This is a genomic window from Sphingobacterium puteale, assembly GCF_003627955.1.
GTDB lineage: Bacteria > Bacteroidota > Bacteroidia > Sphingobacteriales > Sphingobacteriaceae > Sphingobacterium > Sphingobacterium puteale.
Window position 1 is genome coordinate 140,875 of sequence record NZ_RBWS01000013.1, and the last position, 22,307, is coordinate 163,181.

The 22,307-nt window shown below is 41.2% G+C and carries 20 protein-coding genes; 8 read left to right on the forward strand and 12 right to left on the reverse strand.

Annotated elements, in window-relative coordinates:
* Positions 1 to 134: 134 nt before the first annotated feature.
* Positions 135 to 2,009, forward strand: coding sequence for a PAS domain S-box protein (locus tag D7322_RS17580; RefSeq protein WP_121125558.1), 1,875 nt, complete (start codon positions 135 to 137; stop codon positions 2,007 to 2,009).
* Positions 2,009 to 2,416: a response regulator gene (locus D7322_RS17585; RefSeq protein ID WP_121125559.1), complete on the forward strand. Its 408-nt coding sequence runs from the start codon at positions 2,009 to 2,011 to the stop codon at positions 2,414 to 2,416. The genes D7322_RS17580 and D7322_RS17585 overlap by 1 nt, the downstream gene beginning before the upstream one ends.
* Positions 2,417 to 2,539: 123 nt before the next feature.
* Here the strand turns inward: D7322_RS17585 and D7322_RS17590 are convergent, their stop codons facing one another.
* Positions 2,540 to 4,315 carry an aminopeptidase P family protein gene (locus D7322_RS17590; RefSeq protein WP_121125560.1) on the reverse strand — a complete coding sequence of 592 codons (1,776 nt, stop codon included), beginning with the start codon at positions 4,313 to 4,315 and terminating at the stop codon, positions 2,540 to 2,542.
* Positions 4,316 to 4,491: 176 nt separating this feature from the next.
* On the opposite strand from D7322_RS17590, the gene dacB reads away from it, so the two are divergent.
* The 5 genes from dacB (at position 4,492) to D7322_RS17620 (ending at position 11,882) form a co-directional block, all read left to right on the forward strand.
* On the forward strand, positions 4,492 to 5,916 hold the full coding sequence (gene dacB / locus D7322_RS17595) for a D-alanyl-D-alanine carboxypeptidase/D-alanyl-D-alanine endopeptidase (protein ID WP_121125626.1): 1,425 nt from the start codon (positions 4,492 to 4,494) through the stop codon (positions 5,914 to 5,916).
* 93 nt (positions 5,917 to 6,009) lie between these two features.
* Positions 6,010 to 8,292 (forward strand): NADP-dependent malic enzyme, encoded by a 2,283-nt coding sequence (locus D7322_RS17600; RefSeq protein ID WP_121125561.1) that lies wholly within the window; start codon positions 6,010 to 6,012, stop codon positions 8,290 to 8,292.
* A gap of 33 nt (positions 8,293 to 8,325) precedes the next feature.
* On the forward strand, positions 8,326 to 8,907 hold the full coding sequence (gene ruvA, locus D7322_RS17605; RefSeq protein WP_121125562.1) for a Holliday junction branch migration protein RuvA: 582 nt from the start codon (positions 8,326 to 8,328) through the stop codon (positions 8,905 to 8,907).
* Between the two features lie 534 nt (positions 8,908 to 9,441).
* Positions 9,442 to 11,298: a beta-N-acetylhexosaminidase gene (locus D7322_RS17615; protein WP_121125564.1), complete on the forward strand. Its 1,857-nt coding sequence runs from the start codon at positions 9,442 to 9,444 to the stop codon at positions 11,296 to 11,298.
* A 107-nt stretch (positions 11,299 to 11,405) separates the two neighbouring features.
* Positions 11,406 to 11,882 carry a GAF domain-containing protein gene (locus D7322_RS17620; RefSeq protein ID WP_121125565.1) on the forward strand — a complete coding sequence of 159 codons (477 nt, stop codon included), beginning with the start codon at positions 11,406 to 11,408 and terminating at the stop codon, positions 11,880 to 11,882.
* Between the two features lie 104 nt (positions 11,883 to 11,986).
* On the opposite strand, the gene D7322_RS17625 is transcribed toward D7322_RS17620, so the two are convergent.
* The gene (locus D7322_RS17625) at positions 11,987 to 12,886 is read right to left on the reverse strand and encodes a WD40 repeat domain-containing protein (RefSeq protein WP_121125566.1); all 900 of its coding nucleotides are present in this window, start codon (positions 12,884 to 12,886) and stop codon (positions 11,987 to 11,989) included.
* 23 nt (positions 12,887 to 12,909) lie between these two features.
* Here D7322_RS17625 and D7322_RS17630 point away from each other — a divergent pair, with 23 nt between their 5' ends.
* Positions 12,910 to 13,173 (forward strand): hypothetical protein, encoded by a 264-nt coding sequence (locus D7322_RS17630; protein WP_121125567.1) that lies wholly within the window; start codon positions 12,910 to 12,912, stop codon positions 13,171 to 13,173.
* Here D7322_RS17630 and hisIE read toward each other — a convergent pair.
* The 10 genes from hisIE to D7322_RS17680 all read right to left on the reverse strand — a co-directional run bounded on the left by hisIE (position 13,167) and on the right by D7322_RS17680 (position 21,922).
* The gene (gene hisIE / locus D7322_RS17635) at positions 13,167 to 13,751 is read right to left on the reverse strand and encodes a bifunctional phosphoribosyl-AMP cyclohydrolase/phosphoribosyl-ATP diphosphatase HisIE (RefSeq protein ID WP_121125568.1); all 585 of its coding nucleotides are present in this window, start codon (positions 13,749 to 13,751) and stop codon (positions 13,167 to 13,169) included. The genes D7322_RS17630 and hisIE overlap by 7 nt on opposite strands.
* 153 nt (positions 13,752 to 13,904) lie before the next feature.
* Positions 13,905 to 14,657: an imidazole glycerol phosphate synthase subunit HisF gene (gene hisF / locus D7322_RS17640; RefSeq protein WP_121125569.1), complete on the reverse strand. Its 753-nt coding sequence runs from the start codon at positions 14,655 to 14,657 to the stop codon at positions 13,905 to 13,907.
* Between the two features lies 1 nt (position 14,658).
* A complete protein-coding gene (locus tag D7322_RS17645) occupies positions 14,659 to 15,411 on the reverse strand; it encodes a 1-(5-phosphoribosyl)-5-[(5-phosphoribosylamino)methylideneamino]imidazole-4-carboxamide isomerase (protein ID WP_121125570.1) in 753 nt (250 codons plus the stop codon).
* Positions 15,412 to 15,423: 12 nt separating this feature from the next.
* Complete coding sequence (gene hisH, locus D7322_RS17650) at positions 15,424 to 16,023, reverse strand: imidazole glycerol phosphate synthase subunit HisH (protein WP_121125571.1); 600 nt, start codon at positions 16,021 to 16,023, stop codon at positions 15,424 to 15,426.
* Positions 16,024 to 16,146: 123 nt separating this feature from the next.
* Positions 16,147 to 17,286 carry a bifunctional histidinol-phosphatase/imidazoleglycerol-phosphate dehydratase HisB gene (gene hisB, locus D7322_RS17655; RefSeq protein WP_121125572.1) on the reverse strand — a complete coding sequence of 380 codons (1,140 nt, stop codon included), beginning with the start codon at positions 17,284 to 17,286 and terminating at the stop codon, positions 16,147 to 16,149.
* A gap of 4 nt (positions 17,287 to 17,290) precedes the next feature.
* The gene (gene hisC / locus D7322_RS17660; protein ID WP_121125573.1) at positions 17,291 to 18,349 is read right to left on the reverse strand and encodes a histidinol-phosphate transaminase; all 1,059 of its coding nucleotides are present in this window, start codon (positions 18,347 to 18,349) and stop codon (positions 17,291 to 17,293) included.
* Positions 18,350 to 18,458: 109 nt separating this feature from the next.
* Complete coding sequence (locus tag D7322_RS17665) at positions 18,459 to 19,370, reverse strand: ribonuclease Z (RefSeq protein WP_121125574.1); 912 nt, start codon at positions 19,368 to 19,370, stop codon at positions 18,459 to 18,461.
* 1 nt (position 19,371) lies between these two features.
* Positions 19,372 to 19,752, reverse strand: coding sequence for an STAS domain-containing protein (locus tag D7322_RS17670; protein WP_104385068.1), 381 nt, complete (start codon positions 19,750 to 19,752; stop codon positions 19,372 to 19,374).
* 33 nt (positions 19,753 to 19,785) lie between these two features.
* Positions 19,786 to 20,736 carry a phosphoribosylaminoimidazolesuccinocarboxamide synthase gene (locus D7322_RS17675; protein ID WP_121125575.1) on the reverse strand — a complete coding sequence of 317 codons (951 nt, stop codon included), beginning with the start codon at positions 20,734 to 20,736 and terminating at the stop codon, positions 19,786 to 19,788.
* A 220-nt stretch (positions 20,737 to 20,956) separates the two neighbouring features.
* Positions 20,957 to 21,922 carry a PhoH family protein gene (locus tag D7322_RS17680; RefSeq protein WP_121125576.1) on the reverse strand — a complete coding sequence of 322 codons (966 nt, stop codon included), beginning with the start codon at positions 21,920 to 21,922 and terminating at the stop codon, positions 20,957 to 20,959.
* Positions 21,923 to 22,307 lie beyond the last annotated feature (385 nt).

Here is a 22,307-nt window from a genome sequence, read left to right on the forward strand (position 1 = left end):
ACTCGTTATGCAAAAATTACCTATTTTAATATTTTTTTATTATTTTGTGGTAAAAGTTACCAATTTTGTAAATTGAGGCCAGACAAGTGTCATATCTTATAAATGAGTAAATTGATCCTAAATATTGTTGGTTAATGCATCTAGAACGGAACTCTTTATCTGCGCCTTCCGCTCAAACGCAAAGTTCGGGGTTGGAAGGATTGATTACAACGTTGGAAGACGGCACCATTCTACATCTCAATGAACACGCATGCGAGCTTTTAGCGTTAGAGATTAAGGATGCAAAAGGCAAAAAATTACATCAATTAATTACATTTTATTCATCTGAGGACGTATCGCCTCTTACAGCAGAACAGACTCGCTTTCAGATCGCGCTCAAAAACAATCCTAACGACCAAGAAATAATCTTAGGAATTGCAACAGGGGATATGTTTAAATGGTTTGTTTTCCATACCAGCCCTTTCTCCGAAGAAAGTAACACCGGCCTCCTAATATCTTTCATCGATATTTCAAAAGTTATCAATCAGAACCATGCCCTGAAAGATAAACAACAGCAGTTGCAACTGCTGGTTGCCTCCCTCAACGATCTGGTCTTTGAAGTAACCGATACCGGAGTGTTTAAAAACTATTGGACCAATGATCCCGGTTTACTATTCTACCCACCGGAGGAATTTTTAAACAAAAGCCTGACCGAACTTTTCCCGGCAGATCTGGCTATACCAACGATTCAACTGATCCAGAAATCTTTACGGTTAAACAGGGAATTTAAAATGGAGTTTCAGTCTCCTTCCGAACAACATATAGACAAATGGTATAGTCTACAGATCAAACCTATTCATCGATCGCAAAACCGGATCGCATTGGTTGTCTCCGATATTACAAAGCAGATTGAATCAACCGAAAAAATCCGATTTAACGAACATAAATTCAATCAGGCCTTCCATTTCTCTGGTTTGGGCATTGCCTTGACAAATCTAGATGGTTATTGCATTGAATCCAACCATACATTAACCAAGATTCTGGGGTACACACAGGAAGAGTTGTCAACAATGAAATTCTCACACAACACCCATCCTGATGACGTCGAACGTGACATCGAGCTCAGGAGAAAACTTATTCGTGGTGAAATTGAAACGTTTACCATACAAAAACGTTACCGACACAAACTCGGTCATTATGTGTGGTGCTCAGTGACAATTGCAGCAGTCTTTGACAATGCCAATGCCCCCCTATTTTTGATCGTTCAGGTTCAGGATATTTCTGAATCAAAAAAAAATATCGAAATATTAAAGCGGCAAAAAATAGAATCTGATCTGGTTAAAATGGACCTCGAAACCAAAGTCAGACAACTGGAAGAATTTACGAATATCCTTGCGCATAACTTAAAGGGACCGCTAAGTAATATGCCGATGCTCATCGATGAGCTTAAAGTCTCAACAGATGAAGCGGTAAAGGCTGATTTTCTGAACCTTTTGAAGATCAGCACGGAGCAACTTACCGAAACGTTACACGACTTGGGTGAGATACTTGAATTGAGGTCGAATAAATCGCTCGTATTTGAAGACTGTGATTTTCTCCAAATATTTTATAAAGTAAAACAACAGTATATTGGAGAAATACAGCAAAAGAATGCCATTATTTCTGTCGAATTCAATGTGACCAATATCTACTATCCAAAAATTTATCTGGAAAGTATCCTTGGCAATCTCATCAGTAATTCACTTCGATTTACAGCGAGCGATAAAGCGCCATGTATTGAAATCAGGACTTCCCTAGAGGAAAATGGAACATTATTGACCGTTAAGGATAATGGATTAGGTATCAATCTACCTAAATACAAATCCCAGCTTTTTATGTTCAAAAAAGTTTTCCATCGCGGCTTTGAGAGTAAGGGTATTGGATTATTTCTCACGCGCTATCAGGTGGAGTCACTGGGGGGGAAAATAGATGTACAAAGTGAACCGAACGAAGGCAGTGTCTTTTCAGTCAAATTTTTAGAAAGAACGTAATGAATCAGGAAAATAAAAGAAAAATCATCCTTATAGACGACAATGCGATCTTACGCACTATTTTTGGCTACATGCTACAGGGGTTTTCGGATTATCCAATTGAATTTTACCCTTTCAAAAATGCATTGGACGCGCTGGATTTTATGGAATCGCATGACATCAGTGCATCATCCGGGCCAGCCGTACTGTTTGTTGATATCAGCATGCCCTTTATGACAGGCTGGGAACTGATGGACGTTTTAGAGGATAAAACCGATTTTATCAAGCAGACCAGGATATTTATCATAAGCTCTTCCACCAGCCAGAGCGACCAGGAACAATTGGCAAATTATCCTTTTATAAGTGGCTTTATTTTGAAACCTTTTGGCAAAGAATTATTATATGAAATTCTGAGAGCGCCTCATTAAAGATGATCGCTCCATCTCCAAAATGCTGGATAACAGCATTGAACAGACAATTAGTCTGTTCTTTAGAGGCAAAATAGGCATCAGTTAAAAGACTGATGCCTATTTCCTTTTTTATCTGCATTGTTAGATTGCCTTACATTTCTCTGCAAGCCAGTTCTTTTCTTCACTTGAAAGATGTGTTGATAACTGATCAAATACCCATTGATTGTAATTATTCAGCCACGAAAGATGCCTTTTTTCCAAAAGAGATTTTTCAATCAAGTCCGTCGCAATATAACAGATTGTCAATGTCTCAAAATCCAGGAAGTCACCGAATTCAGAGGATCCCGCTTTACGCGTCAATACCAGATTTTCGATACGGATGCCGTGTTTACCAACACGGTAAAGACCAGGTTCAATAGAGGTAATCATGCCGGGTTCAACAGCAACATCTATTGCGGCAGCATTAAATGTCTGCGGCCCTTCATGGACATTCAGGAAAAATCCAACGCCATGCCCTGTGCCGTGCCCATAGTTACGTAACGTTTCCCACAGTGGACGACGGGTAATGGCATCAATTTGATATCCCCGTGTACCTGCAGGAAAGATAGCCTGCGAACCTTCTATCGTGCCTTTCAATACCAAGGTATAATCCTCTTTTTCCTCTTGCGTAAGACCTCCCAGTGAAACAACACGTGTAACATCCGTTGTACCTGTTTTGTATTGGCCACCGGAATCGACCAATAACAGCCCTTTGGGTCGCAAGGTATAGTTAGATTGCTCATTCGCCGAATAATGTGGCAATGCACCGTGGTCTAGATATCCTGCTATGGTGGTGAAAGAAACATCAACAAATCCGTCTTGTTCCTCACGGAAGCCGCGCAGCTTATCAGCGATAGACAGCTCAGACAGCTCTTCGCTGGCAACATTTTCTTCCAGCCATTTAAAAAACTTCGTAAGTGCAACACCGTCTTTTACAAAAGTATGCCTGTTATTTTCAATTTCAACTTTATTCTTAATGGCTTTTAAGGTCGTAGAAGGATTTATTTTTTCTACGATTTTAATGCTATCAGGCACGCTGTCAAATACAGCAAAGCAAGTACGCTTCGGGTCGATTAAGATGGCCTTAGCCGATAATGTTTCAATCGTTTGATAGATGCTTTCGTATGCAGCTATTTCTACACCATAGCCTTTTAGTTCAGCAATTGTTTCGGTGCTCAACTTCGACAGCTCAATGTAGAGCGTTGCTGTATCCGCTGTAATCAATACGAATCCTAAAACAACTGGATTGCAGGGTACATCCTGGCCACGGATATTAAGTAACCAGGCGAGATCATCCAAGGAAGATATTAAATGTGCATCGGCACGATTTTTCTTCATTTCAGCCCGAACAGCCTCAATCTTCGCAACAGTAGACTGCCCTGTGGTGCTTTCTGGCAACAGGTAAGCCTGCTCCTTTGGTAAGTCCGGTCTGCCCTCCCATAAATCAGATAACAGATCGATATGACCGTCCACCTGAATATCCAGAGGCTCCAAAGCATTTTTGACAGACTGAGCCACCAAAAGTGAGGCTAGATTACCATCAAAAGCAACTTTTGCTCCTGCATTCAATTTCTCACCTAACCAATCCGCATATTCCGCCGCTGCCTGGACTTTCAGCTTAACCAATTCAAAACCGGTTCCTTCCAATTGTTCCACAGCCTGAACAAAATAACGGGAATCTGTCCAAAGGCCAGCAAAATCTTGCGTGATAGCCAAAGTACCTGCAGATCCTGTAAAACCTGAGGCCCAGGCAATACACTTGTAACGTTCCGGTAAATATTCACTGATATGAGGATCTGATGACGGGATAATATATCCATCGATTCCTTGAATCTTCATAGCCTCACGAATAGCAGCTAATTTTTCGATATGCTTCATGTTGTCTATACAATTTTATGCAAGTTAGGATTTTTTAGGGTCGAATACCTAACTTTAAGGCAAATAAAACAAACGAATTAAATGCGTATATACGCTAGTTAAAATTATATATACATTGGACCAACGGTGCAATATCAAAGAATCGTACAGTTCATTTTCAAAGAAATTACATGTTGATGAAAAAAATCGCCCTATATTCCATAACACTATCGACGTATGCATTTACCGCGGTGACAAGCTCCCTGTTTGCTCAGAATATCAGAACCGGGATCCAAGAAGCATTCAATCAATTTCAAAACCAAGAAAGCCTGAAGAACGCAATAAGTTCTTTGACAGTATTTGACGGAAAGACAGGCCAAACCATTTTTGCTGCCAACGAAAATATCGGGCTGGCTACAGCTTCAACGATGAAAGTCATTACAGCTGCTACTGCATTGGATTTTCTTGGCAAGAGCTATCAGTTTAAAACGACCTTATATTATACAGGTTCAATCGATGAAAACGGAGTCCTCAATGGAAATATCATTGTTTCGGGCACCGGTGACCCTACACTGGGGAGTGACCGTTATCCGGAGACCAATGCAGCTATTGTGTTAAACAAATGGATTACGGCCATTCAAAACGCAGGGATACGAAGCATCAATGGAGCAGTGATTGCCGATGACCGTCTATATAATGGCAACCAAATACCGGGGGGGTGGATCTGGACAGACATGGGCAATTATTACGGCGCAGGCATTTCATCGCTCAACTGGCGCGAAAATGCTTTTGGTATAAATTTCAGTCCGAGCAATAAAGTGGGGGCAAAAGCCGAAATTATCCAAGACACGACCCGCGCTCCTTACCTGAACATTATCAACGAAACCACCACTGGTAAAGCTGGTACGGGGGACAATGTGTATGCCTATGCGGCACCTTATTCGACCAAAATATTTGTCCGTGGCAGCTATGGTCAGGATTTAAAGAAAACCATCGAACTCGCTTCCCCGGACCCTGCATATGATCTAGCCTTTCAATTGAATGAAGGTCTCAACAAACAGGGCATTGTTGCTATCCAACCGCCTGCAACAGGGGCGAAGATGGATTCGATAGACGTATCCCAAAAGCAAACACTGGATGTGCACCTATCGCCTACCATGGACAAAATTGTCTATTGGTTTAATCAAAAAAGTATCAATCTCTATGGGGAAGCCTTACTAAAGGCTATCGCCTATACCACCGCTGGAAAAACGGGCACTGACGATGGTGCCAATTATATCCAAAAATACTGGAACGCCAAGTTAGGGATTAAACCGGGCGAGATCAATAGCGTGGACGGTTCGGGGCTTTCGCCACAGAATAGAGTTACGACCCTGGCCATGAACAAAATCATGCAGTACGCGCAAAAGCAAAACTGGTATCCCGTATTCTACGAAAGCCTGCCGACCTACAATGAGATGAAGATGAAAAGCGGAACAATTGCTGGTGCCTTAGGCTATACCGGCGTGCACACAGCAAAAAATGGACAGTCTTTTACCTATACCTTATTGGTCAATAATTATTCGGGATCAGGAGCAAATATGCGCAGGCAAATGTTTAAATTGCTGGACGTTTTGAAATAACATATTATTGTCTATTTATAATAAGATATTGGCAAATATTTTCAAATATCAAAAAGAATGATAGATTTGTAGCCTTAAATTAATAAAATCGTAATGAGTAACACTAATCGTAAACAGGCAGCGTTAAATTACCACTCAATGGGTAGACCTGGAAAAATAGCTGTTGTTCCGACAAAACCAACAAATTCGCAAAGAGACTTATCGTTAGCATATTCTCCTGGCGTAGCGGAGCCATGTTTGGCTATTGCCGAGAATAAAGAAGATGCTTATAAATATACCGCAAAAGGGAACCTTGTTGCTGTTATCAGTAACGGTACAGCTGTATTGGGCCTAGGTGATATCGGCGCTCAAGCAGGTAAACCTGTCATGGAAGGAAAAGGTTTATTGTTCAAAATTTTTGCTGACATTGATGTCTTTGACATCGAAGTGGACACCAAAAATGTTGACGAGTTCGTTAAAATTGTAAAAGCATTGGAACCTACTTTCGGAGGTATCAACCTGGAAGATATCAAGGCTCCTGAATGTTTTGAAATTGAGCGCCGCCTGAAAGAGGAAATGAATATTCCGGTCATGCACGATGACCAACACGGTACAGCAATCATTTCCGGTGCAGCACTGATCAATGCCTGTGAAATTATCGGAAAAGATATCTCCAAAGTAAAAATCGTCGTCAATGGTGCCGGTGCTGCTGCAATGTCCTGCACAGCAATGTATATTTCCGTAGGCGCAAGCAAAGAAAACATTGTGATGCTTGACAGTAAAGGCGTCATTCGTACGGATAGAGAAAATCTGGACAGCATGAAAGCACAGTACGCTACAGATCGTGATATCCACACCCTAGCAGATGCTGTCAAAGACTCCGATGTGTTTATTGGTTTATCTGCAGCGGATGTCATGTCTCCAGAGATGTTGTTATCAATGGCTGCTAACCCGATTGTTTTGGCGATGGCCAATCCAAATCCAGAAATTGCCTACGATCTGGCAATGGCTACCCGTAGCGATATTATCATGGGTACTGGGCGTTCGGATTATCCAAATCAGGTGAACAACGTATTGGGCTTCCCTTACATCTTCCGTGGTGCTTTGGATGTCCGCGCGACAGCAATTAATGAGGAAATGAAAATTGCCGCAGTACGTGCTATTGCTGACCTGGCAAAACAACCCGTTCCTGAAGAAGTCAACCAAGCGTACAATACCAACAATTTAAAATTTTCGGAAGAGTATATCATTCCTAAACCTACCGATCCTCGTCTGATTACGGAGGTTTCTATGGCTGTAGCAAAAGCAGCAATTGAGTCCGGTGTTGCAAAAACAGCAATCGAAGATTGGGATAAATACCGCGATGCATTGCGTAAGCGCCTAGGTAAAGATGATGCGATCATGCGAAACCTCACGATGGCCGCTAAAAGAGACCCAAAACGTGTTGTCTTTGCTGAAGCAGATAATTACAAAACATTACGTGCTGCTCAAATCGTAAAAGAAGAAGGTATTGCAATACCGATCCTATTAGGTAAGAAAGAGAAAATCCAACGCTTGATCCAAGAGTATGCTTTTGAATTGGACGGTGTGGAAATCATTGATCCAGTGGCTGAGGTTGACAGTGAATCAGAGCGTTCGAAAAAATTCATCGAGCACCTTTACACCAAAAGACAACGTAGAGGAATCACCCGTTACGATGCGCGCAAACTGATGTTTGACCGCAACTACTTTGGGGCTTCTTTGGTTGAGTTTGGCGAGGCAGATACCTTGATTTCTGGTATGACCAAAAACTATGCAAACACCATCCGCCCGGCATTGCATGTCATCGGTGCCAAACCGGGCAGCCGAGTTGCAGGTATGTATATGATGTTAACCAAAAAAGGTCCTATTTTCATGGGGGATACTACCGTGAATGAGGATCCTACTGCACAGGAGCTGGCTGATATCACCTTACTTTTGGACAAAGCGGTTAAACGCATGAATATCCAACCACGCATTGCTTTGTTGTCTTACTCTAATTTTGGCTCCAGTGAAGGAAAGACTCCTACCAAAGTGAGGGCAGCAGCACAGATCATTCATGAGCAGCACCCTGACATCATTGCTGATGGCGACCTGCAAGCTAATTTCGCCTTAAATAGCGATATGTTGACCGACAATTTCCCATTCAGCTGTCTAAATGGACAATCAGCAAACACACTTGTGTTCCCGAACCTGGAATCCGGTAATATCGCCTATAAGCTATTACAGGAAGTCGGTGAAGCGGAAGCTGTAGGTCCAATTCTTTTGGGGATGAACAAACCGATCCATGTACTACAATTGGATAGCTCTGTACGCGAAATCGTCAATATGGTAACCATTGCCGTAGTTGATGTTCAAGCACATCTCAAAAATTTATAGAATCGCTTAAAATCTTCCTATATTCGTAGTACTATGTACGAATATTTCAATGGAAAATTAGCATATAAAGCCCCCACTCATGTTGTTATCGATGTGAGTGGGATTGGTTATTATGTTCACATCTCTCTTTATACCTTTTCCCAAATCAAGGATCAGGAAAACTGTAAATTATTTATTTCACTGCAAGTTCGGGAAGATTCCCATACGCTATATGGTTTTGCCACGGAGAGTGAGAAAAAACTGTTCGAGAACCTGATCTCCGTTTCAGGTATCGGCCCTAATACGGGCCGGATGATCTTATCGTCCAATACACCCGATGAAATACAATCCGCCATTGTCAATGGTCAGGTTGCCTTAATTCAAAAAATTAAAGGAATCGGTCCCAAAACAGCACAGCGTCTGATCCTTGAACTTCAGGATAAATTGAAAAAACAGGGCGTGGAAGCACTTTCAACTACGATTCAATCGCAATCCATACCGGACGAAGCTTTATCTGCCCTGGTCATGTTAGGCTTCAATAAAGCTGCGGCCGAAAAAGTATTGAATACGATTCTAAAAACAGAAGCCAACCTCTCTGTGGAGGATATGATCAAATTAGCGCTAAAGAGGCTTTAAAAAACGGCGGGCTCAATTCGCTTAACAAAAAGAGGCATACAGGTTTGGCTCAAATAAAGTTTCATCTGCTGTACTTCAATTTCAGGATTGCTAGGATGTATCTTTATAAATGCCATAAGATTTATAGGGACTTTTATAGGGACTTCATTCGGATCAAAGCGTATAATATTCTTATCAATCTCGTATAAAAAACATGTTAAACGAGAGCTAATCTGCATTTTGTTCAATCATTGAATCGAACCGTTTGCTTTTTAATAAGCTGGGCCGTCCAATACTGTAAGCTCAGATAAAATTACGGATGAGATAAACTTTATTCGACAATAAATATGCATCCAAATGGGATAAATCACCAGTATCCTCAGCGGGCAATGCAAACGATTGTTTTAATTAAAAACACAGTAAATCAAATCACTACAAAACACAAAGAAGAGTATCCTATCCTATTTCAACACGCTATTTGTTACATTAAGCCTTTGCTAAATCGTATTTATTCCTTTATTTTTAGGGCTTCTTATTTCAGTTATAATCGCACTCATGAAAAAACTATTTTCACTTGCGCTTGCTTTAAGTATAGGAGCAGCAGTATTTGCGCAGGAAAAAAAAGATGTCACATTGAATATTGTGCCTCTACCGCAACATGTCCAGATCAAAAATGGCTCATTCAAAACCAATGCGAACACAAGAATTGCTTTTGATAGTGAAGAGGACAAAAAAGTTGCCGCTTTATTTCAGGATTTTTTAAAAAGCAACTACAATCTCAATTTATCGCTGGTAAAGTCGGCAGGTAAAAACTGTATTTATTTTTCTTCTAAAAGTGCAAAATCAACCAATACGGAAGCCTATGATCTCAACATCGCTTCTGACCAAATTACGGTCAGTGGAAAAGCAGCCGGCCTATTTTATGGTATGCAGTCGTTGATTCAATTGCTTCCGGTCGATAAAAAAGCAAGTATCGAAATTCCGCAAGCATCCATTCAGGATGAACCTCGTTTTGCTTACCGCGGATTGCATCTTGATGTTGGCCGTCACTTCTTCCCCGTAGAATTTGTCAAGAAGTATATTGATATTTTGGCATCCTACAAACTGAATACTTTTCATTGGCACCTGACAGATGATCAAGGCTGGCGTATTGAAATTAAATCCCATCCCAAACTGACACAGATAGGTGGCTATCGTAACCAGACATTATTGGGTAACTATAAAACTGACGGTGACTACGACAATACCCCTTATGGTGGTTTCTATACCCAAGACCAGATCAAAGAAGTCGTTGCTTATGCAAAAACGAAGTATGTTACTGTCATTCCTGAAATAGAGATGCCAGGGCATGCTTTGGCGGCGCTTTCTGCTTACCCAGAGCTAGGTTGTGGTGATCACCCTGGGCCATACACAGCAGCGCAGACCTGGGGTGTATTTGATGATGTTTTCTGTGCTGGCAAAGAAGAGACATTCAAACTATTGGAAGATGTTATCGACGAAGTCATTCCATTGTTCCCAAGCGAATACATTCACATCGGTGGTGATGAGTGTCCTAAGACCAAATGGAAGACTTGTCCACATTGTCAGAAAAGAATCAAGGATAATAACCTCAAAGACGAACATGAATTGCAGAGCTATTTTATTCAACGTATGGAAAAATACATTAATAGCAAAGGCAAACGTATCATTGGCTGGGATGAGATCTTAGAGGGTGGATTAGCACCAAATGCGACTGTTATGAGCTGGAGAGGAGACCAAGGAGCCATCGAAGCGGCAAACCAAGGACATGACGTCATTATCACAGCCAACAGTTATGGACTTTACTTTGACCACAAACAAGGTGCTGATCAAAATAGAGAGCCATTGAGCATCGGTGGACTTTCGACATTGCATAAAGTATATGCTGCCGACCCTATGCCTACCAAAATTTCGGAAAACAACAAGAAACACGTTTTGGGTGTACAAGCGAATATCTGGACAGAATATATCGGTTCTTCCAATAAAGTAGAGTTCACCATCCTACCGCGTGTACTGGCTCTTTCGGAAATTGCCTGGACACAACCGGAGAATAAAAACTGGAAGAATTTTTCCGAACAACGTGCGGCACGCCAATTGGCAAAGCTCGATCAGACAAACACATTCTATCGTGTACCTGAGGCATATGGTATCACTGACACGACGATATATGCATCAGAATATACCATCCGGGATTTAAAGCCATCTGTAGAAGGTGCCAAAATCTATTATACCCTGGACAATTATGACCCTTCAGAATTGGATCTTGAATATACCGGGCCGGTCAAGGTGACGGTTCCAAACAGTAAAGAACGGGTATTCAAAGCCGTAGTTGTAACGCCTTCCGGAAAAAGAAGCAATTACATTAGGGTAAACATTATCAATACAAAGAAATAATATCATTTCGTCCATGCGAAAGCGCTAATATTCTGTTAACTTTGAACAGATATCAGCGCTTTTTAATTGACGTGTGGTATCACTACAAGAATTTAAAAAGAATTTCTATGGCTGAGGATCTGTTAATTGCCAAAGGCAGCAAAGAAGAACAATATCAAAACTTACTTCCACAGATAGGTGGATTGCTACAGGGAGAAAATAATCAGATTGCAAACCTTTCCAATATTGCGGCAGCATTAAAGGAACAATTCAATTTTTTTTGGGTTGGTTTTTATCTCGTAGACGGTGCTGAAGAACTTGTTCTTGGTCCCTTCCAAGGACCTGTTGCCTGTACACGCATAAAAAAAGGAAGGGGTGTATGCGGGGGAGCCTGGGCACAGGAAAAAACACTTATTGTACCCGATGTGGAGCAATTTCCCGGGCACATTGCCTGCAGTTCGCTGTCACGCTCTGAAATCGTATTACCTATTTACAAAAAGGGGGAAATTATCGGTGTACTTGATGTGGACAGCAGTGAATTGGATAGCTTCGACGAAATTGACGAAAAGTACCTTACCCAAATCTTGCAGTTGTTGGATAAATAACACGTTAAGCATTATGAGCAAAAAGGTATATTTCAAAAACCTAATAATCCAAAGTCGAATCATTCATACAAATGATTTCTACGGGAGCACTCACGGTCTTTATCTTATTGTAATTCCCAAATTTTAACAAGCTTGTCGTCACTGACACTAAAGAAATATTGGCCGTCTTCGGACCAGATTCCTGCATTGACGGACAGATGATGGCCATCCTGCATTTTGTCGCGGCTCATGTTCTTCAAAAGCGCAAAATCGGCGTTAGACCAGAATTTCAGTGACTTATCGCGGCTTACTGTTGCAAAAAATGGTTCAAAAGGGTGTGGATAGATCCCATACACTGTGAACAAGTGTGGTACAAAGGAAAAGTTATTGCTCAGTTGATTGACATCCGAAATAATAAGCTGTGCATCGCGTCCACCGCTTAACAGTTTATTTTGAAGAAAAGCCAAAGAGGTTGTGGGCAGACTATGCAACTTCATCCGTTCGATAACATGAAAGTCCTCGCTAGCCAACAAATATACCCAGCCATCTTTATCGCCCAGAGCAATCTTGGTTTCATCGGCATCCACTGCAATACTTCGTACTGTCGTTTGGGATAGCTCTACGTCATAGATACGCTTGTATGTGGCGAGGTTGATTACATAAAGTCGTCCTTCTTCCCCTACGGCGAGCAACTCATTCTTTTGCCGGATATAGGAAAGTGCAAAGATAGCTCTATTGCCGAGCTGCAAACTCGCCACGAGTTTCTGTTCCTGTACATCCACGAAAAGCAACTTTCCCTCCCGCAGCGCAATCGTCAGTATCGCAGTTCCAGGAATCAATTTTAAAGCATACACGGAGGAGGTCACCGCACACAGAATACGCTTAAAACCATTCTTTTCAATATCCCATTCCACCACGCCCTTATCGTTGCCACCCGTAAAAAAAGTATGCGGATAATATCCCTTCTCTACACAAAAAATTGGGTTTTGATGTCCCGATAATGTTGCTCTTAATTTAATATTCATAGTTATCTATTCAAATTCTCCGGATGATTACCGAAGTGGCCCTGCTTGCAAATGAAATTCGCTTCCTCATCAATTTAAATTTACCAACTCCAAATAAACAGCCGGAAAACAATAAAAAAGAAGTGCAGCATATTCACAAATATACTGCACTTCTAAGACTATTTTGTCATATTACCTTAAAGCCTCGCCCAATTACCGATTTCCATAAAATTTCTTTGCGTGTATATTCGAATTCGGCACATATACTATTCAGTCACAAAGGCTTTCTTGGGGAACAGCGTTATTGATGTCTGCTTTCAAGATTTTTAGCGATTGTTTCCAACGAAAATCCCTTCTCACGCAACAATACGATCAAATGGAACAATAGGTCAGAAGTCTCATTGATAAAGTCTGTTTCAGTTTCAGTTAATGCGGCAATAACCGTTTCTACAGCTTCCTCGCCTACCTTTTGGGCGATCTTATTAATTCCTCTGGACCGCAAACGGTTAACATAGGATTCGTCAGAAGGATTTTCGTAACGATGATTGACGATACGTTCGAGCTCCAGTATAAAATTCTGATTGAATTCTGTGCTGAAACAGCTCCGGCTTCCCGTATGACAAGTGGGTCCCATAGGATCAGCCTTAATCAATACGGTATCTTTATCGCAATCAATATGGATACTCTTTACGTTTAAAAAGTTTCCACTCTCCTCTCCTTTAGTCCAGAGACGGTTTTTGCTACGAGAAAAAAAAGTCACGCGCTTCTCTGCCTGTGTCTTTTGCCAAGCCTCCTCATTCATGTAGCCTAACATCAACACTTCCAGGGTTTGGGCGTCTTGCACAATCACTGGAACAAGTCCGTCACTTTTTGCGAAATCTAACATTGTATTAGTATCTAGTATTTAGTATCTAGTATTGAGACTCTGGTAGCGCAAGCCCAAGGCTTACTCACTATCTATCTTCTCCTCTTTTAATTCTTTATTCTTTGATCCATATTTCTGGATCTTTGCGCTTTATTTCTGGATCTCTACCCGCAATTATCTTACGACAATACCATGTTGGTGTAAAGTCTGCTTAAGGTCCGGAATCAATATTTCGCCATAGTGGAATACAGAAGCGGCTAACGCGGCATCCACATTGGCCTGTTGAAATACATCGATGAAATGCTGTTGATTACCGGCCCCGCCAGATGCGATCAACGGAATATGAATACGATCGTTAATGGCCTTTAAGAATTTATTGTCAAAACCGTTTTTCGTGCCATCGTGATCCATTGATGTCAACAGGATTTCTCCGGCTCCACGTTCTTGCGCTTCACGGATCCAATCCAGGGTATTGATCTCCGTTTTGATACGCCCCCCACTTAAATGGACAAAATCCTCTCCTTCGATCGACCTTGTATCGACAGCGACAACCACAAACTGAGCTCCAAAAGCTGCAGCCATCTGATTGATCAACTCCGGATTTCGTACCGCAGCAGAGTTGATCGAAATCTTGTCCGCACCAGCATTCAATAAGATATCCGCATCGCTGATTTCATTGATACCGCCACCGATTGTAAAAGGGATATTTACCTGACGAGCTACCGCTTTTACCAGATCTATCGTTGTCTTGCGACCTTCATGTGTAGCTGTAATATCTAAAAACACAAGTTCATCAGCTCCTTGCTGGGAGTATTCATAGGCGAGTTCAACAGGATCACCCGCATCACGCAAATCAACAAAGTTGACCCCTTTTACCGTACGTCCATCTTTAACATCCAAGCAAGGAATTATCCGTTTTGCCAGCATGTTAAAATCGGATTAATGATTTGAGATTCCAGTCTTTGACTTCATCAATTGAGATACGATTCTCATAGATCGCCTTGCCTACAACAACGGATTCTACACCACCCAGCTCCTGAAGCTTTTGAATATCATCCATAGAGCTGATACCCCCCGAAGCAATCAGCTTGATGATCGGAGAATGATCCAGCAATTTTTGATACAACTCCACGCCTGCGCCACCTAATTTACCGTCTTTACTGATATCGGTACAAAGGAACCTAAAAAATCCCAAAGCCAAGCATTTATCAATATACTCGATCAATTTAATTGGCGAACTTTCTAACCAGCCGGAGTATTTAATGACTTCGTCCAATACATCAATTGCAATGACAATATGATCTGCGTATTTAACTTTCCCTTCATTTAGGGTTGCCAGTTCTTCCAAAAAAGAAGGATTTGTGATCGCTTGCGTACCCACGATGACACGATATACACCGGCATCAACCAATTCCTTTACTTTATCAATGCTTCTGACTCCACCGCCATACTGAATTTTCATATCGGTCTTTTGGATGATATCAAATAAATAGGCCTGATTGCTAAAATCACCTTTTGCGCCATTTAAATCTATGATATGAACCAATTCTGTACCATTCGCATGGTAGTTCTCGATCTGCTCCTCTAAACTAATCGCATAAGTTGTAACGTCGTTGTAGTTACCCTCTCTTAAACGGACAACTTTTTTGTCCAAAACGTCAATTGCTGGAATGATATACATAATCGAATATTTTTAGTCTAATTGAATAGTTGAAAAATTGAGCAACAACTGCTCACCTGCTTTTCCCGACTTCTCCGGGTGAAATTGTACGCCAAAGAAATTATCTTTGGAAATTGCTGCTGAAAATGGCAACCCATAGTCACATTTAGCGGCCGTAAATATCGTATCATATTCAATATAATACGAATGGACGAAATAAAAATAAGTCTGATCCGCTATATTCGCAAATAAAGGATTATTTGCTTGCACCGAAACGCTATTCCAGCCCATATGAGGCACTTTGCCGGCTACTCTGGTTTCAAAATGTAACGTTTTCAACGGGAACAATTTCAACAGATCGGCATCACCTTCCTCCGAATAATCGGTCAACAACTGCATCCCAACACAGATTCCCAGTACAGGTTTACGCAGTGCTTTAATATAAGGCACTAATCCCGATTCCCGTAATTTATTCATGGCTGCCCCCGCATGGCCTACTCCGGGAATAATAATCCGATCGTAGAGATCCATCTCTTCCGCCGTATTGATCATGCCGTAGGTCAGTCCCACGCGATCTAGCGCAGCAGTCAGGGAAAAAATATTCCCGGCGCCGTAATTAATAATTCCTATCATTTTTGAGATTTGAGTATTGAGATTTGAGTATTAAGACTTTGGCTCCACAAGTTTATGCATCATGCGGTCATCGCTCATCTTTACTCATGTATCCCATGGGTTCTCTTTATTAATTAAACAAAACTACAAAACACCTTTGGTGCTTGGTAGCTGCATATGATCCGCATCCCTCCGTACCGCTTTCTTAATCGATTTGGCAAAGGCTTTAAAAATTGCTTCGATCTTATGGTGCTCATTATCCCCCTCTGCTTTGATATTTAGATTTGATTTGGAGGCGTCAGAAAATGATTTAAAAAAATGGAAGAACATCTCTGTTGGCATGTCACCTATTTTCTCACGTTTAAATTCTGCATCCCATACGATCCAATTGCGTCCACCAAAATCCAGTGCAACCTGTGCCAGGCAATCATCCATTGGTAAGGTGTACGAGTAACGCTCAATACCACGCTTGTCTCCCAATACCTTCAAAAATACCTCACCCAAAGCTATCCCTGTATCTTCAATCGTATGATGCTCGTCTATATGAAGATCGCCTTTCGCTTTGATCGTTAAGTCCAATGCACCATGTCGGGCTATTTGATCCAACATATGATCAAAGAAGGGCAATCCTGTTTCGATTTCCGATTTACCGGAGCCATCCAAGTTTAACTGAATAAAAATATCCGTTTCGTTAGTTTTACGATGATGTTCGGCAGTGCGCGTTCCCAATTTCAGAAATTCATAAACTGTTTTCCAGTCCATTGTTTCTAAAGCTACGACTGTAGGATCAATGTCAACGTTCTCTAAAGCCCCCAATTGATCATTGGCACGCAGCCATATTGCTCTGGCCCCAAGATTTTGAGCGAGCTTCACATCATTGACTCGGTCACCGATAACGAACGATTCACTTAAATTATATTTTGACGGATCGAAATATTCACCGAGCATACCAATCCCCGGTTTACGAGTGTCGGCATTTTCATGCGGAAAAGTTTTATCTATATGTTCTTTGGCAAATACTACACCCTCTGCTGCAAACGTATCAATTACAAAATGATGGACGGGCCAGAAGTTCTCTTCCGGATGGGAAGATGTTCCCAGGCCATCTTGGTTTGAAACCAAGATCAATTCAAAATCCAGTTCCTTCGCGATACGTGGCAGGTACTGCAAGGCGCCCGGATAGAATTTTAATTTTGCAAAAGAATCGATCTGCTCATCTTCTGGTTCCAAAATTAATGTTCCATCACGGTCTATAAACAGTACACGTTTTAAGTTATCAGGCATAGTATTATTTATTGATTTGATTAAGTTTTTCTAATAAAGTTCTGTTTTCAACAGGTGTCCCGACAGTGATCCGCAAACAGCCCTCACAAAGTTCGACTTTTGACCGATCTCTGACGATGATCCCATACTGAACCAGATAGTCATAAACTTCTCTCGGCTGTTCCATCTTGACCAGGATAAAATTGGCATCAGAAGGAGTAATATACTGTACATAGTCCAGTTCGAGTAGTTCACGTACCAGTTTCTCACGTTCCGAAACAGTCTCTTTGATCCAGTCATTGACTTGATCCACATTATTCAGGGCCTCTAACACGATATCTTGTGTTGCCTGATTAATGTTATAAGGTGGTTTAATTTTATTGTAAACTGCTATAATTTCTTTGCTCGCAAATGCCATGCCCAATCGCAACGCTGCAAGCCCCCAGGCTTTGGACAAAGTCTGCAATACCACCAAGTTAGGGTATTCAGCCAATTCCTGTGTAAATGATTTTACTGCTGAAAAATTGATATAAGCTTCATCGACGACGACAAGCCCCTTAAAATTATTCAATACCGTTTCGATGTCCTGACGACGGATAGAATTTCCGGTCGGATTATTTGGCGAACAGATAAAAATCAGCTTGGTATGTGCATCTATGGCATTCGCTATTCCATCCAGATCCAACTGGTATTCTGCGGTAAGGTTTACTTTTTTGAAAGCGACATCATTGATATTCGCCGATACCTCATACATACCATAGGTCGGCGGAACGAGGATAACATTGTCCACACCGGGTGTACAAAATGCGCGGTACAAAATATCAATCGCCTCATCGCTTCCATTGCCTAAAAAAATATTTTCCGCAGGAACACCTTTTATTGTTGAAAGTTTTGCTTTGACTTGATGTTGGAGTGGGTCTGGATATCGGTTGTAATCATGGTTAAGTGGGGATCCAAAAGGATTTTCATTGGCATCAATCAATATGGATGCCTCCCCTTTAAATTCATCTCTTGCGGACGAATATGGTACGAGCTTCTTAATATTTTCCCGTAATAGGTTGTTTAAGTTGAATGGATTATCCATTATAAAAAAATTAGAGCCGTAAACTTAGATAAATTGTTTATCAAATGCAATATAATAAGCAATTTAAAAGCATTTGGTCATAGAAATGTGGTATAAAATTCACAAAAAACTAAACTAAAAACCACTTCCCTTCGATCGAAAGTTCGGTATTGGGGAATACTGTTCGAGCTTCTTCCAACAAGGGTGCCAAATCCCGGTACCGTGCGGAGTAATGACCGAGCAATAATTTTTTTGCATGGGTTTCTTTGGCAATTTCTCCGGCTTCCAATGCCGTTGTGTGGAAAGTTTCTTTTGCACGGTCGACCATATCATGTAAAAATGTAGATTCATGGTACATGAGATCGGCATGCTGAACATAGGGAAGATAACCCTCTGTGCGTACCGTATCTGAACAATATACGTAACTTCTGGATTTGGGTGCGGGCAGGCTCAATTGATCCGCTGGGTAAACATCCCCTTTTTCGTCCACATAATCCATCCCTTTCTTGATAGCGGGATAGTATACTGTGGGAATATTCAACGCTTGAACCACATCACCAAGCAAGGTCCTGGCCCGTGGTCCCTCATCAAAGCGAAAACCTGTGCAGGCAATACGATGTGTTAAAGGAAACGCGCTCACTTTCATGGTCCGGTTTTCAAAAATAATACCGGGTCCGTCAGGTGAAATCGGATGAAAAATAAGATTATAGCGCAAGACTGTCTCCGAATGCAGAAATTGGACATCCAGAATCTCTTTTAAGGCAGCCGGTCCGTATAAATGAAGATCACTTTTGCGGCCAACAAGATGCATCGAAGAGAGCAGTCCCACTAAACCTAAATAGTGATCTCCATGTAAGTGACTAATAAAAATATGTCCTATACGATTGCTTTTAATTCCATAACGGCTGAGCTGCATTTGCGTCCCCTCCCCACAGTCTATTAAAAACAATTGTTCATTAAAGTTCAGCACTTGGCTAGTCGGATGGCGATCAAACATCGGTGTCGCGGAACTATTTCCTAATATCAGAACTTCAAACTTCATATTAATCCTCAATTGTCCCCCGGTATTCAGATTCCAGTTCGTGCGCGAAGATCAAATCTTCCGCAACCTTCAGTGATGGAGCGATCTTTATCGATTTATCCAGGTGCGACACGCGAACCATATCCATTAATTTAGGACAAAGATTGACCAAAATAAATACACCACCAACAGACTGACATAGGCGGTGCGCCAATATGCCCAAACGGATCCCAACTTCATCCGTCTTTTGAACATGAATCATATCCAGGACAATGTTGCGTTGGCCAATAGTATTGCGCAACAGAAACTCACCCTTGAGTTTCGCTGCATTATCCGCATCTATCACTTCGACATGAGGCTCTATGACAATATAGCGATCGTGTTTATCAATAGTATACTTCATAAGTTTATTTCCTTAGTTTGAGGATACAATGTACTAATAATTTAGCTCTTTTAAGGCTTTTGTCACATTTCTTTCCACGCGTTCCAGTACATTTTCCTGATCAGGATAAACAAATTTTTCGCCCACGATGTGCTCGTATAGCTCAATATAGCGTTCGGAAATTGAAGCAATGATCTCATCTGTCATCTCTGGGACCACCTGTCCATCTTTACCCTGAAATCCATTATCTATCAACCATTTACGAACAAACTCTTTTGACAATTGCTTTTGTGCTTCCCCTTTGTCCTGACGTTCTTGATATCCGTCAGCATAAAAATAACGGGAAGAATCCGGAGTATGAATCTCGTCGATAAGGACTATTTTACCGTCTTTTTTACCAAATTCATACTTAGTATCCACTAGGATCAGCCCTCTTTGTGCTGCAATTTCGGTTCCGCGTTGAAACAAAGCTCTGGTATATTTCTCCAATTGCACGTAATCCTCCTCACTTACAATCCCTTTTTTCAAGATATCCGCGCGGGAAATATCCTCATCGTGACCTACTGCTGCTTTGGTCGTCGGTGTGATAATCGGTTCAGGCAATTTATCATTCTCCTTCAATCCCTCAGGAAGAGACTCGCCACAAACTTCCCGTTTACCTGCAGCATATTCACGCCAGGCATGTCCTGATAGGTAACCGCGGATAACCATTTCAACTTTAAACGGTTCGCACATTTGACCTATGGTCACACTAGGATCCGGTACAGATACGACCCAATTCGGGATAATATCGGATGTCGCTTTCAAAAATTTAGCCGCAATTTGATTTAACACCTGTCCTTTGTAGGGAATAGGACGAGGAAGTACCACATCAAATGCCGAAATACGGTCAGAAGCCACCATAGCCAAGTAGGTATCTGCAATCGTATACACGTCTCGTACTTTTCCTCTGTAAAAAGCAGTCTGGTTTTCGAAATTGAAATTTGTTTCTTTTATAGCGTTCATGTTCAAAGTAAAATTCAAATAAATAATTATTGATCAGTCTTTGTTTTCATAGCCATGTCTGAAAACAAGACTCGATTGTTCATCCATGGCCTTTCCTAAAGGCCTAAATGAACCAGTTTATTGTGTCTTTTAAAGACGATATGAATATCCCTAACTCCTCTTGGTCCGTACTGGGCTTCTGATCGGGGATATTACAATTGATCTTTTTTGCAACGAACGACTAAATGTCGCCGTATGCTTCCAAAATGCGTCGCACCAATTTATGACGAACCACATCGCCACCACTAAGGTGGATAATATCAATACCTTCAATATTTTCCAGCAAACGGATCGATGTCGAAAGGCCCGATTGATTCTTTTTAGGGAGATCGACCTGTGTCATATCACCCGTAACAATGAATTTTGCGGTCGGCCCCATACGGGTCAAAAACATCTTTAACTGCATATCCGTTGCATTTTGGGCTTCATCCAAAATGACAAAACAATTATCCAATGTGCGTCCCCGCATAAATGCCAGTGGCGCAACCTCGATGGTACGGTTTTCCAAATATCCTTTTAATTTCTCGGCCGGAATCATATCGTCCAATGCATCGTAAAGAGGCCTTAAATAGGGATCTACCTTTTCTTTCAGGTCTCCGGGTAAAAAACCGAGGTTTTCTCCAGCTTCTACCGCTGGTCTTGTCAGGATAATACGTTTGATTTCTTTATTTCGAAGTGCCCGGACAGCAAGTGCAACAGCCGTATAGGTCTTTCCTGTTCCTGCCGGACCAATGGCAAATAAGATATCATTTTTCGAAATACTATCGACCATCCGTCGCTGATTGGCTGTCCGCGCACGGACAATCAAACCATTGGGGCCATAAACTATGGGCTCAGACCCAAAGGCAGCTTGCTTGGCAGCAATTTCCTTTTCCTGTTGCACAGCAGAACCTGCACTTGCCCCAAGGAGATTTTCAAAATCCAACAAGGTAATGTTGTTAAATTTCTCAAAGTGAGCCATGACTTCCTTAAACGATTGCTCAAACAGCTCCAACTCCTTCGCATCACCTAACACTTTCATTTCACTTCCACGAGCCACAATCCGCAGTTTTGGGAATTGCTTCTTTAAATAATCAAAGTGCTCATTGTCTGCTCCCCATAATACGGGTAAATTCAGACCATCTAATGCAATTAGTAATTCGTTCAAATTTTATCCTATTTTAGAATTAATTAGACTGTAGCTACCACGCAATAGCTCTTATGCGTAATACTATTCAAAATTAACGTATTCTAATGAGAAAATAGACCATACCAAAGAGATTTTTGCAAAAAGAAAACCAAATTATTTTTTTTGTATTTTACACCTGAGTTTTGCTTTTAAAAGTGGATCTTCAGGGTGCGAAAACCGATTCTTTTTTATATTAATCGAAGCTATGTTTGTGTGTATCAACCGGAAAAAGATATATTCAAAATAAGTTCTTCAATTAGCTTTACAAATCAGCTGATAAATAGTAATTTTGCTCTCTATTTAAATAGATTTTTTAGCATCAGAACAAATAAGCAACAGAAGATCTATTTCTATTCATTCAAAA

Excerpts from the sequence above, each read along its gene's own strand:
- D7322_RS17580 (WP_121125558.1), top strand. The coding sequence starts at position 135 with ATGCATCTAGAACGGAACTCTTTATCTGCGCCTTCCGCTCAAACGCAA.
- D7322_RS17585 (WP_121125559.1), top strand. The coding sequence starts at position 2,009 with ATGAATCAGGAAAATAAAAGAAAAATCATCCTTATAGACGACAATGCG.
- D7322_RS17590 (WP_121125560.1), bottom strand. The coding sequence starts at position 4,315 with ATGAAGCATATCGAAAAATTAGCTGCTATTCGTGAGGCTATGAAGATT.
- dacB (WP_121125626.1), top strand. The coding sequence starts at position 4,492 with ATGAAAAAAATCGCCCTATATTCCATAACACTATCGACGTATGCATTT.
- D7322_RS17600 (WP_121125561.1), top strand. The coding sequence starts at position 6,010 with ATGAGTAACACTAATCGTAAACAGGCAGCGTTAAATTACCACTCAATG.
- ruvA (WP_121125562.1), top strand. The coding sequence starts at position 8,326 with ATGTACGAATATTTCAATGGAAAATTAGCATATAAAGCCCCCACTCAT.
- D7322_RS17615 (WP_121125564.1), top strand. The coding sequence starts at position 9,442 with ATGAAAAAACTATTTTCACTTGCGCTTGCTTTAAGTATAGGAGCAGCA.
- D7322_RS17620 (WP_121125565.1), top strand. The coding sequence starts at position 11,406 with ATGGCTGAGGATCTGTTAATTGCCAAAGGCAGCAAAGAAGAACAATAT.
- D7322_RS17625 (WP_121125566.1), bottom strand. The coding sequence starts at position 12,886 with ATGAATATTAAATTAAGAGCAACATTATCGGGACATCAAAACCCAATT.
- D7322_RS17630 (WP_121125567.1), top strand. The coding sequence starts at position 12,910 with ATGATTACCGAAGTGGCCCTGCTTGCAAATGAAATTCGCTTCCTCATC.
- hisIE (WP_121125568.1), bottom strand. The coding sequence starts at position 13,751 with ATGTTAGATTTCGCAAAAAGTGACGGACTTGTTCCAGTGATTGTGCAA.
- hisF (WP_121125569.1), bottom strand. The coding sequence starts at position 14,657 with ATGCTGGCAAAACGGATAATTCCTTGCTTGGATGTTAAAGATGGACGT.
- D7322_RS17645 (WP_121125570.1), bottom strand. The coding sequence starts at position 15,411 with ATGTATATCATTCCAGCAATTGACGTTTTGGACAAAAAAGTTGTCCGT.
- hisH (WP_121125571.1), bottom strand. The coding sequence starts at position 16,023 with ATGATAGGAATTATTAATTACGGCGCCGGGAATATTTTTTCCCTGACT.
- hisB (WP_121125572.1), bottom strand. The coding sequence starts at position 17,286 with ATGCCTGATAACTTAAAACGTGTACTGTTTATAGACCGTGATGGAACA.
- hisC (WP_121125573.1), bottom strand. The coding sequence starts at position 18,349 with ATGGATAATCCATTCAACTTAAACAACCTATTACGGGAAAATATTAAG.
- D7322_RS17665 (WP_121125574.1), bottom strand. The coding sequence starts at position 19,370 with ATGAAGTTTGAAGTTCTGATATTAGGAAATAGTTCCGCGACACCGATG.
- D7322_RS17670 (WP_104385068.1), bottom strand. The coding sequence starts at position 19,752 with ATGAAGTATACTATTGATAAACACGATCGCTATATTGTCATAGAGCCT.
- D7322_RS17675 (WP_121125575.1), bottom strand. The coding sequence starts at position 20,736 with ATGAACGCTATAAAAGAAACAAATTTCAATTTCGAAAACCAGACTGCT.